The sequence below is a fragment of the Vibrio sp. BS-M-Sm-2 genome (assembly GCF_041504345.1).
Lineage (GTDB): Bacteria > Pseudomonadota > Gammaproteobacteria > Enterobacterales > Vibrionaceae > Vibrio > Vibrio satsumensis.
The window spans coordinates 239,069-251,145 of sequence record NZ_CP167894.1 but is presented as its reverse complement, the minus strand read 5'-3'; the positions used below and the strand labels follow the sequence as shown (position 1 = coordinate 251,145).

Here is a 12,077-nt window from a genome sequence, read left to right as displayed (position 1 = left end):
TTTAATTCAAAGTCTTATATAGCGGGGTGTTCAGGCCTTCACGCTCCGTCAAATAGCTGTCTCTCACTTTTATCATTCAACTAATGTACATGTATTCAATTTGTGTTATTGATGCATTTATCTTTAGTGAGAAGGATCATTCTCTGTTTGAATACCATTGAGAATGTCACTGCTGGTGGACTAAACAGTCGCTAGGTTTAGTGCTCATTACTGATACAAAAACCATAACAATAACCAGGTCGCACGAATTAGATATCCATTCTTCGATGCGATTCATTTAGATACTCATAGTTAATTTAGTAAAGACGAGCCGCATATATGAATATAAAGAAAAAGCTCTATTCGTTGGGGATGTTCTCCATCTTCGGTATGATTTCACTGCTATTTACCACATCACAATTTGCAGACACCACCGCTCAAATGAGCGAAGCTAAACAAATTACCAAAGAACTTGAAGTACGATTGCTCAACCTTCGCCGTAACGAGAAAGATTTCTTACTGCGTAGCGATATGAAATACCTCGATAAGTTCGACGTAAACTACAACAAATTCTTAGCGTCTGAATCTGAACTAGGAGCAGTGTTAACTGATTTAGGTTTAGCCAACAGCACACACTTACGTGAAGACATCGAAACCTACCACACAAGCTTTGTTAACTTAGTAAAAGCGAGTGAAGTCTATGGGTTAGCGCGAGACAAAGGTTTGCTAGGCGAGTTTCATGTTTTGCTCGATAACATCAGCGCGACAGCCAGTGCTGAACAAAAAATCGAGCTTTACCTGTTTAATGACTTAATTGAGAAGGGGAAGTTTGACCCGAGTGTTCTTTCTATAACTTCGAATATGAGTAGCTCAGCTGCTTTGATAGATGCTGCTCGTCAAGTGGTTGAACAAAAGCGAGTGATTGGCTTGAAGCACAACGAAGGTCTGCTTGGGCAAGCCCGCTCTGGTTCACACGCTATCGAAACTCAGTTTAAAGAGTTTTCCGCTGTATTAGACCAAGAAACCCAACAAGAGATGGACAAACTATCGCTGATCAACAACATCCTTTGCGTCACGCTACTCGTGTCGATCATTCTGTTCAGTTGGTTAATTGTCCGTTCTATTATCGGCAAGATTGAGTCACTGCTTTCGGTGATTCGCAACATCGTTGATTCTAACGACGTGTCTATTCGTTCGCACCTTGATGGCAAAGACGAACTCGGCACTTTAGGCCAATACTTCAACCAATTGCTTGATCAGCTAGAAGGCTTGATCGCGGCATCTCAATCTAAGTCACAGCAACTGACACAAAGCACGTCGAACATGCATGACGAGCTAGAGTCAGTAATCAAACAGTTTGAAGTGCAAGCTAACCATACCTCAACCATGACAACCTCAGTGCAAGAGATGGTACTCACCATTGGCGAGATCTCTGAAAGTACATCGGTTGCAGCGGAAGGTGTACATCAAGCGAAAGTGAATGCCGATAAAGGACGTGAAGTGGTGGTTGAAACCATCAGCAACATCACCCAGTTGTCTGAACGCCTTTCAAGCAGCCAAGATTCGATCAGCTCATTGAACCATCATGTTGATCAAATCGGCGATGCAGTAAACATCATCCAAGGCATTGCAGAACAAACCAACTTATTGGCATTGAACGCAGCGATTGAAGCAGCACGTGCCGGTGAACAAGGTCGTGGCTTTGCGGTGGTTGCCGATGAAGTTCGAGCGCTGGCAAGCAGAACGCACCAATCAACGACTGAAATTACCAGTGTAGTAACGGCAATTCAGAGCCAAATGAATGCTTCGATGACAGAAATTGGTGAGTGCAATCAACAAGGTCAATTAACACTAAAAGATTCAGAAGAACTTGATGCAAGCCTACAGCTCATCCTAAGCGACATGGAAAGCATTCAAGGCAACTCTGAACGTATTGCTTCTGCAATTGAAGAGCAGGGCGCAGTGATGACGCAAGTGAGTGATTCAATCACAGAACTTAATACCATTTCTAACGATAACAACGTGTCAGCGCAGCATTGCTTGGTAGAAGTCGATAAAGTCGCAGAGCAAGCTAGTGACATGGACAAAGCAGTCGCGCAGTTTAAGACATCTTAGAACCAACCTAGTTGCATTAAAGAAGTGCAGCCAAACAACACAAGCGAAAGGCGCGGATTATCTGCGCCTTTTTTGTGCCTAATGGATAGGCAAGTTCATGAATAGATAGAAATAAGAATAAGGCATTCCAAAATAGACTTAAGTATCTGTGAAATATAACTAAAATAATGACAGACTATCGAATAAACGAACGAATTGGCCCGTTTCTGACAATCGGTTAAATCTATAGGAAGAGGAACAACATGCACTACGACGTATTTAATGGAGATGCAGATGGCATAATCGCGTTGTTACAACTGCGATTAAGTGAGCCGAGAGAGAGCGTGCTCATTACTGGTGTAAAGCGTGATATTAAGTTGGTCTCTCAAGTTGTTACTCAAATTACGGAGCCGGGCAAACAAGGTGACGTTTCATCCGTTACCGTTTTAGATGTGTCGATGGAGAAAAACTTATCTGCATTGCACTCACTGCTAGACGCCAACATTAATGTATTTTATTGCGATCATCATCGAACTGGTGAGGTACCTGACTCTAGCTATTTGGATACTCTGATTGATACCGCGCCAGAGAGCTGCACGAGCTTGCTGATCAACCAGAAGCTGAATGGTACGCATGTGGCTTGGGCAATCGCGGCTGCCTTTGGTGATAATCTAAAAACTGTGGCCACACGGCTAGCGGATGAAAATGGATTCGATCAATCGCAAACAGAGTTTTTAGAAGAGCTAGGTACCTTGGTGAACTACAACGGTTACGGTTCGTCACTCAGTGATTTGCATTTCACGCCAGCTGAGCTTTACAACATTCTTTATCAATACCCAAATCCGTTTGATCTTTTGGATGATAAAAACTCTGTGTTTTATCGACTACGAACTGCCTATCAAAGTGATCGCCAGCAGCTATCAAACCTTGTTCCTGTTTATGAAAGTGAAGTCGCACGTGTGTTTGAACTGCCAGGTGAGACTTGGGCAAGGCGCATCAGTGGCGTATTTGGTAATGAAATCGTTAATCAAGATCCAAACCGAGCGCAAGCAGTATTAACGAAAAACAAAGATGGAAAGTCTTACACGGTGAGTTTACGGGCACCATTATCAAACAGAATAGGCGCGGACGAAATTTGCTCAAGTTTTACAACTGGTGGAGGAAGAAAAGCAGCGGCTGGAATTAATCAACTTAATGAACTTGATAAGGTGAATTTTATTTCACTATTGGACGCATATTATTCATCTGGTGCTGAGGGTTAACTGAAAAATTCCTGAGGTATACATCCAAAATTCCACAAATTTTCACTCCTATATTCCGTTATACGTGTGTATCTCTAGCACATGTATGACGATTATATCCAAGCTATTTTAGTGATGTCACTCGCAATGGTATCTGGTCTGAGGTCAGTGATTACGGCATGTTTGGGGTGATTTTTGCCGATTTAAAGTTCGTTTTTTCCTATTGGTTATTTTTTATGTTTTTGGTTAATTATCTTAGTGAATTAAGGTTGATTAAATATTTGCTCAATCAATGCATTTAGCTGAAAATAACAGATTTTAGCATTTCAATTTGAATGAAAAGTCAAAATCATATTGATTCTGATATTCAATCTGTGACTTAAAATCACAAGTTAAATCAAAGGTCATCTTTTCCTATAAATTCCATTACTTCTCTATAAATATTCATGATTACAATGAATTGGTTCGGTTGTGATTGGCACAGCTGTTAAGTAAGGAAGTGGGACTAATGTTGAAACGTAAAGCTCTACAATTAGCAGTATCGGTCGGCATGGCGGCTATGTCTGGCGCTGTTTATGCGAATGGTTCAGATATGACGAATCCAGATTCAGGCGTCGTAGTTGGCTATTGGCATAACTGGTGTGACGGTGGCGGCTACCAAGGTGGTAATGCGCCGTGTGTGACGCTAGATGAAGTGAACCCAATGTACAACATCGTGAATGTATCATTCATGAAAGTGTACGATGTAGCGGATGGTCGAATCCCAACTTTTAAACTGGACCCAACGGTTGGGCTTTCAGAAGAACAATTTATTGACCAAATCTCAGAACTCAACAAGCAAGGTCGCTCTGTACTGTTGGCTTTGGGTGGTGCAGATGCACACGTAGAGTTAGAAACAGGTGATGAAAGAGCCTTTGCTGATGAGATCATTCGTCTCACGGAGCGCTATGGCTTTGATGGTCTAGATATCGACCTCGAGCAAGCGGCCGTTACCGCTGCAAACAACCAAACTGTTATTCCAGATGCGCTGAAGCTTGTGAAAGATCACTACCGTGCTGAAGGCAAAAACTTCCTTATTACTATGGCGCCAGAGTTCCCGTACCTAACGACGGGTGGTAAGTATGTTCCTTACATCGATAACTTGGAAGGTTACTACGATTGGATCAACCCGCAGTTTTATAACCAAGGTGGCGACGGCATCTGGGTTGACGGCGTAGGCTGGATTGCTCAAAACAACGATGAGCTGAAAGAAGAGTTCATTTACTATATCTCTGATTCTCTAATCAACGGTACTCGTGGTTTCCATAAGATCCCGCACGATAAGCTTGTGTTTGGTATCCCTTCGAGTATTGACGCAGCGGCAACTGGTTTTGTGAAAGAGCCACAAGACCTATACGACGCGTTCGATAGTTTAACTGCTCAAGGCCAGCCTTTACGCGGCGTAATGACTTGGTCTATCAACTGGGATATGGGCACCAACAAAGCCGGACAAGCATACAACGAACAATTCATCAAAGACTACGGTCCATTTGTTCACGGGCAAGTGACACCGCCACCGGTTGAAGGTGAGCCTGTATTGAAAGGTGTTGAGAATACACGTGTTCTTCACGGCACTGTTTTTGACCCAATGGAAGGCGTGACAGCAACAGATAAAGAAGATGGCGATTTAACTTCATCTATCGATGTTGAAGGCTATGTTGAGACCAGTGTTATTGGAACTTATGTGCTGACTTACCGCGTAAAAGACAGCGACAACAATGAAACAACCAAGGCAAGAACGATAGAAGTTTACAGCCAAAAACCTGTTTTCGATGGTGTGTCGGATACTACTGTAGTGCTTGGTAACTCATTTGACCCAATGGCGGGTGTTACAGCAAATGATGCTGAAGACGGTGACCTAACAAGTTCAATAACACACACTGGTAGTGTCGATGTGAATGAGATAGGTAACTACACGCTTGTGTATAGCGTAACAGATAGCGCGAACCAAACTGTAACAGCTGACCGTAAAGTGTCTGTGACGGATGGTTCTAACTGTGCTGCTGCATGGGATGCCGACACCGTTTATGTTGAAGGTGACCAAGTATCGCATGATGGAGCAACGTGGGTTGCAGGTTGGTATACTCGTGGCGAAGAGCCGGGAACGACAGGTGAGTGGGGCGTTTGGAAAAAAGCGTCAGACAGTTCATGTGGCGGCAACCCTGATCCAGGTGGTGATTTAGAGCTAAGTGTATCTGGTCTTCAGTCGGAATACATTTTAGATAATGGCAATGTACGTTTACAGTTCACACTAGCGTCAAACGAAGCGCTTGATGTCACTGCAACGGTGAGCAATAGCTCGGATACTGTTGTTGAACAGACTAACGTGAATCTAACTGATAGCCGCACGATTACTATGGAGCTGAGTGATGTTGCAGAAGGTCAGTACCAGCTTGAAGTGGTTGGTACTGCGACAGACGGTGAAATGGTGATGGTCGATAATTCATTCGCTATCAAAGAAGAGGGCGGTACAACGCCACCTCCAGGTGATTACCCTCCGTACGAAGCAGGAACGAACTATAAAGCGGGCGACATCGTGGTAGGCACTGACGATGGTCTATACGAATGTAAGCCTTGGCCATACACGGCTTGGTGTGCAAGCGCGTCTTATGCTCCTGGTGACAGCCAGTACTGGCAGGACGCTTGGACAAAGCTTTAGTCTTATAGTTTAACGCTAGCAATATAAAGTAGACGATCAAAGAGAGGCCATTGTGCCTCTCTTTTTTATTTGGGGAATTTTAAATCTATAAAGCAACCTAAAAAGGTGTGAGCTTCGCTATAAATTTAACCAACTTTACCGAAGTTGAACGTGACTCTCACGGTAAATGACCTACGAACAATTAAAGTAACGTGCGGTGCAAATGCTATAAATAGTTACTGTAACAATGTTTGTAACACCATGTGTTCTAATGGGGTTTGCATATGTAGCGACAAGTACTCCTTAACTTTATCGTATAATCTCTAGCCAATGCATGACTTTGGTAAATAAATTAATTTCGATGTTAACTCCGTTTTATTGATTTTTGTGGTGTTAAATTCCTTTTATGTGTCTTTAGTTATTAATGTTTGGAGTTAAATGCTGAAAGGTGTGAGAGGTTTAGATGGGATGGGTCTTTTTGGAGTCTAATTGTAACCGGTTACAATTAATGTGGCTTTAATCACGGTGTGGTTTAAATGTCTTCGTTAACATGATTCCAAGATCATTTAAAACGTTAGGTCCTGAAATGTACGCTACGAATACACGTGTCTGGGAAAGTCCAGAAATTACCTCTTTCAATCGACTACGAGCACACACGCCACTATCTAGTTGGCGTAGTGAATCTTGTGCTCAGGTTGGAGGTATAAGCTCATCGGTTATGAGCCTAGATGGAGAATGGGATTTTGCACTATTTCCGTCTCCTGATTCTGTTCCTGAAAACTGGACGGCTGATGAACAGCTTCCGAGTCAGAAAATTACAGTTCCAGGGAACTGGCAGTTACAGGGGCATGATTTTCCAATTTATACCAATGTGAAATACCCATTTCCGTGCAACCCTCCATTTGTTCCAAAAGAGAACCCAACAGGTTGTTACCAGACGATTTTTGAATTGCCTGAAAGTTGGGAGCAAGAGTCACAAACGCGAGTCGTTTTTGATGGTGTAAATAGTGCATTTTACGTTTGGTGTAATGGTGAGTTTGTTGGTTACTCTCAAGATAGTCGTCTTGCTGCAGAGTTTGACCTTAGTCCATACCTAGCCGAAGGCAATAACACACTATCCGTCAAAGTCCTTCGGTGGTGTGATGGCAGTTACATGGAAGGTCAGGACATGTGGTGGATGAGTGGTATTTTCCGCTCTGTTCGTCTACTTAATAAACCAGTTCGCCACATTAAAGATGTAAAAGTGACACCAGACCTTGATGCAGCCTATAGAGATGGTGAGCTGAAAATCAATGTCGACACCATGAATGGTGAGGGTTTGTTGGTGAAAAGCGCATTGTTTGATGATGAGAAAGAAATTGCGTCAAATGTTACGGAAGTCGGTACAGCGCCAGTCGATGAAAAAGGCGGATACAGCGAACGTTGTTTCGCAACGTTAAAGACAAACAATCCAAAGAAGTGGAGTGCTGAAGCTCCAAACCTTTACCGTCTGGTTGTGAGCTTAGTGACAAGTGAAGGTGATGTGATTGAGTGTGAAGCCTACGATGTCGGTTTTCGAAAAATCGAAGTCATAGGGGGTCAGTTGTGCATCAATGGTCAAGCACTGATGATTCGTGGTGTAAACAAGCACGAGCACGATCCTACAACAGGTCATGCAGAAAGCCTTGAACGCGTAGAGCAAGATTTAAAGCTGATGAAACAGCATAATTTTAATGCTGTCCGCTGCTCTCATTATCCTAACCAGCCTGGCTTTTACAGCCTGTGTGACCGCTTAGGTCTATACGTTGTCGATGAAGCGAACATTGAAACTCACGGCATGACACCAATGGGACGAATTGCCGATGATCCTCAGTGGGCGAGTGCTTTCTTAGAGCGAATGACCCGCATGGTGGAGCGAGACTTTAATCACCCTTGTATCATTATTTGGTCGCTTGGTAATGAGTCTGGCTATGGTTCAAACCATAACGCAATGTATCAGTGGACCAAACGAGTCGATCCTTCTCGTGTTATTCAGTATGAGGGAGGCGGATCGGACACAAGCGTAACTGATATTATCTGCCCTATGTATGCAAGAACCGACGCCGACCAAGAGCAAGGGCATACCAACGAACCTAAACTTTCATTAAAGAAATGGGTTGGTATTGGTGATGAAAACCGTCCAATCATTTTGTGTGAATACGCACATGCGATGGGCAATAGCCTTGGTGGATTTGCAGAGTATTGGGATGCATTTAGATCTCATCCTCGCCTGCAAGGTGGTTTTATTTGGGATTGGGTTGACCAAGGGCTTGATAAAACGAGCGAGGATGGCGTTCATTACTGGGCATATGGCGGTGATTTCGGTGACGAAATTAACGACCGTCAGTTCTGTATAAATGGCCTAGTTTTCCCTGATCGAACGCCGCACCCTACGTTATTCGAAGCAAAACGGGCTCAGCAACCATTCAGTTTTGAACTTGTATCTTCAAAACCGCTTGCAATTAAAGTGACCAGTGAACATTTGTTTGTTGATACTGCTCACCACAGCTTAGATTGGACAGTCATTGATGATGAAGGATCTGTCATTAGAAGTGGTGAATTGAGTCTAAATCTACCAGCTCAACAGACGCAGCTGATTGAATTAGATTCTGAGTTTGGATTGCTTAACACAGAGGCTTATCTTAATGTTGCGATTCGACAGCAGCAAGATACTAACTGGGCTAATGCTGGGCATATTGTTGCAGAACATCAGGCAACATTAGGTAAGAAACTTCAGCTTGAAGACGTTGAAAGCCAAACATTTGTACCAGTTAAATTTGAACAGGTTGATGGCGGGTTGCTTGTCACGGCAGCGGATAATCAATGGTATATCAATGCGACCACAGGTGAAGTGGAAAGTTGGAAAAAAGCGGGCCGTGAACAGCTGCTTTCTCCAATTCGCGATAACTTTTTCCGCGCACCACTTGATAACGATATTGGTGTGAGTGAAGTCGACCGTCAAGACCCAAATGCTTGGATAGTTCGTTGGCAAAACGCTGGATTGTTTAACTTAGAACACCGCTGTAAAGGTGTTGAGGTTAATGCTGTGATTGGAGAAGTACGTGTGCGACATGCGTATTTTGCAGCCGATAAGTTGGTTTTAACATCCGTTTGGGATTACCGCTTTACGCAGCAGGGTGAGGCTCAAGTATCGGTATCTGTCGATGTTGATGATTCAATGCCACCAATGCCAAGAATCGGCGTTGAAATGCATTTGAGTGAGTGTCCTCAAAGTGTAGCTTGGCTAGGCCGAGGTCCACATGAAAACTATCCTGATCGTAAGGTCAGTGCAGACTTTGGCCGTTGGACTCAACCAATTGCGAGTATGCATACGCCATACATATTCCCGTCTGATAATGGATTACGTTGTGATACCCAACAACTTCAAATCGGTGACATTGAACTATTAGGTCACTTCTATTTCAGTGTTAGTCAGTACGGGCAGCAACAACTCACTCAAGCAAAGCATACTTATGAATTGCAAAAGCAACCTGGATTGTTCGTTTACTTCGATGGTTTCCATATGGGGGTAGGCGGAGATGATTCTTGGACGCCAAGTGTTCGACCAGAATACCGTTTGCTACGCAACCAATACCAATGGAAATTCTCTTTAAAATAACAATTTGAGCTCGCCTCCATTGAGGGGTGGGCCACTCTCTGAACTCTCAATTATTTTAATAATAAAGGCTAAGGAGCCTTATATGTCTGAAGGTAGTATATCGATAAAAACAAAATTTTCTTACGGCCTTGGTGCACTGGGAAAAGATTTCGCTTGTTCCATTATTTACATTTTTCTTATGTTCTATTACACCGATGTGGTTGGTATTTCTGCCGCTTTCGTTGGTACGCTGTTTCTGGTCGCGCGATTTGTGGATGCAGTGACAGATCCTGTGATGGGCATGATTGTCGATAACACTCGCACGCGTTTTGGTAAGTTTCGACCTTGGATTGTTATAGGTACACTCGTCAACTCTGTATTCTTATTGTTGGTATTTAACACCCACAATATCGAAGGGAATATGGTGTATGTATACGCAACGGTCACTTATATCTTATGGGGTGTAACTTACACAATCATGGATATTCCTTACTGGTCGATGATTCCTTCGATGTCTTCAAAGCGTGTTGAACGTGAAAAATTAGTGGTATGGCCTCGTCTGTTTGCTAGTTGTGCATGGACACTAATGGGTACGTACGGACTGTACTTAGTTGGTTTCTTTGGTGGTGAAGATAAGGGGGCTGGGTTTGTATACCTGAGCTTGGCAATTATCGCGGCATTCATAGCGAGCGCTTTGATTACGTTCTTTAACGTTAAAGAGCGCATTAAAGATAAGCGTGTATCTACAGACAAATTCACATTCAAAGATGTAAAAAACATTATTGGCAAAAATGATCAATTGAAGTCACTGATTGGTGTAGTGCTAACGTTCAACATCGCTATTCAGTTGGTTGGCGGCTTTGCTATCTATTACTTCAGTTACGCAATTGGGCGTGAAGATTTGTTCCCAATGTTCGCTTTAGTATCTGGTATGGCTGAAATCGCTGGTGTGTTTTTGTTCCCCAAGCTTTGCAACTTAATCAACCGAAAGTTTATGTGGCTGGTAGCGTGTCTGTTCCCGCTGTTGTGTAGCTTAATTCTTGTTCTAACGGGCATTTTCGCCCCTGAAAACGGCGTCTTAGTAGGTATTGCTGGTGCAGCGCTAAAATTCGGTGGTGGTTTATCAAACGGCCTATCGACAGTGATGTTAGCTGACGTAGTCGATTATGGAGAATACAAAACAGGGCACCGCAGTGAAAGTATTATTTTCTCAATTCAAACCATGCTAGTTAAATTTGCGGGTGCGCTTTCAGGGTTCTTTGTCGGTATTGGGTTAACCGCAGTTGGTTATGTTCCTAATATTGAGCAGAGTGAAGAAACCATATTAGGTCTAAGAGCGTTAATGGTTGGTATTCCTACATTATTAGTATTATTTAGCGCTTATATTTATCAAAAAACATATCGCCTGAATGGTGAATATCAAAATATGGTTTTAAAAGAGATTTCTTCTACATAATTATATCCAATAATAAAGGTTAACAATGAAATTAAATAATAAGGCATCTTATTTAATGTGCTCCGCGCTTGCTTTTTCTTCATCGACTATGGCTGGTTATATCGAGCTAGGTAATGAGTATGAGAACTGGGGTGACCAAGAGCAACGCTCTAATACCATGCCATACATAGCTATGGAATTTAATCCAATCGAAGATTCATCCATGTTTTTGTACGCTAACTTCAGCTACCGTCATATGATTGAGAGTGAAGAGCGTACTTGGAATGACCGTTCTCGACAGGATGTCGCGATTGGTTGGTCTGAGGGTTACAAAGACTTTTGGTGGGGACCTAAATTCCAAATTCGCAATGAAATGTACGCGAATGATACTCGCCGCACTGAATATCGATTTTACAACAATATGGCGTATTATCTAGCAGAAGACCATGACTTAATCCTTGATGGCTTTATAGCCCCCGTTGGTGTTAGAAATCGCCCTCGTGGTGAAGACTGTGTCGGCGAAAATGGCTGTCAGGATGAAGCTAACAACGACCTAAGAACCAGCTATACAGATTATTATCACGAGATAGATTTTGGTGTTCGCTCTCGTTTAGCTTACGACAAAACATTGCAACTAACGTTATATAGTGAAGTTAGTAAGCAAAGCGAGTTCGAAGGGGATAACCGTGCTTGGGAAGAAGAAAAGCGCGTAGAGTGGCAAGTGCGTATGAACTATACACAAACATTCAATGACCTGACTGTAACGCCATTTGTGCGTTATACCTTCTACCGAAATGCGGAGAGTGTTGATTACGGTGATAAAGACGAACTGCGAATTCGAGCGGGCTTCTGGGGTGACTACAAAATAGATGATAAGTCTAAGTTTGTATTCGAAACCTATTACCAAACTGAAGACAAAGAAAGCTTTGAGCAGGATTGGAACCAAAATCAATGGGAAGATGATTACTTCTTTGTGAAACTTGGATATCGCCGTTCTTTCTAATTAATTCTGAATATATCCTAAATCTATACGAT

The 12,077-nt window shown here is 42.8% G+C and carries 6 protein-coding genes; all 6 read left to right on the top strand.

The annotated features are described in order from the left end of the window. The first annotated feature begins 369 nt into the window (after window positions 1-369). The 6 genes from AB8613_RS01075 to AB8613_RS01050 all read left to right on the top strand — a co-directional run bounded on the left by AB8613_RS01075 (window position 370) and on the right by AB8613_RS01050 (window position 12,045). Window positions 370-2,094: a methyl-accepting chemotaxis protein gene (locus AB8613_RS01075; protein WP_372384836.1), complete on the top strand. Its 1,725-nt coding sequence runs from the start codon at window positions 370-372 to the stop codon at window positions 2,092-2,094. A 242-nt stretch (window positions 2,095-2,336) separates the two neighbouring features. Continuing rightward, window positions 2,337-3,335, top strand: coding sequence for a DHH family phosphoesterase (locus AB8613_RS01070; protein ID WP_372384240.1), 999 nt, complete (start codon window positions 2,337-2,339; stop codon window positions 3,333-3,335). A gap of 487 nt (window positions 3,336-3,822) precedes the next feature. Next, window positions 3,823-6,012 carry an immunoglobulin-like domain-containing protein gene (locus AB8613_RS01065; protein ID WP_372384239.1) on the top strand — a complete coding sequence of 730 codons (2,190 nt, stop codon included), beginning with the start codon at window positions 3,823-3,825 and terminating at the stop codon, window positions 6,010-6,012. A 565-nt stretch (window positions 6,013-6,577) separates the two neighbouring features. After that, window positions 6,578-9,628 (top strand): beta-galactosidase, encoded by a 3,051-nt coding sequence (locus tag AB8613_RS01060; protein WP_372384238.1) that lies wholly within the window; start codon window positions 6,578-6,580, stop codon window positions 9,626-9,628. A gap of 82 nt (window positions 9,629-9,710) precedes the next feature. Then, window positions 9,711-11,063, top strand: coding sequence for a melibiose:sodium transporter MelB (gene melB / locus AB8613_RS01055; RefSeq protein ID WP_372384237.1), 1,353 nt, complete (start codon window positions 9,711-9,713; stop codon window positions 11,061-11,063). A 25-nt stretch (window positions 11,064-11,088) separates the two neighbouring features. Next, on the top strand, window positions 11,089-12,045 hold the full coding sequence (locus tag AB8613_RS01050) for a hypothetical protein (RefSeq protein WP_327783875.1): 957 nt from the start codon (window positions 11,089-11,091) through the stop codon (window positions 12,043-12,045). Window positions 12,046-12,077: the final 32 nt, after the last annotated feature.

Coding starts and splice junctions, on each gene's coding strand:
- AB8613_RS01075 (WP_372384836.1), top strand. CDS start 370: ATGATTTCACTGCTATTTACCACATCACAATTTGCAGACACCACCGCT.
- AB8613_RS01070 (WP_372384240.1), top strand. CDS start 2,337: ATGCACTACGACGTATTTAATGGAGATGCAGATGGCATAATCGCGTTG.
- AB8613_RS01065 (WP_372384239.1), top strand. CDS start 3,823: ATGTTGAAACGTAAAGCTCTACAATTAGCAGTATCGGTCGGCATGGCG.
- AB8613_RS01060 (WP_372384238.1), top strand. CDS start 6,578: ATGTACGCTACGAATACACGTGTCTGGGAAAGTCCAGAAATTACCTCT.
- melB (WP_372384237.1), top strand. CDS start 9,711: ATGTCTGAAGGTAGTATATCGATAAAAACAAAATTTTCTTACGGCCTT.
- AB8613_RS01050 (WP_327783875.1), top strand. CDS start 11,089: ATGAAATTAAATAATAAGGCATCTTATTTAATGTGCTCCGCGCTTGCT.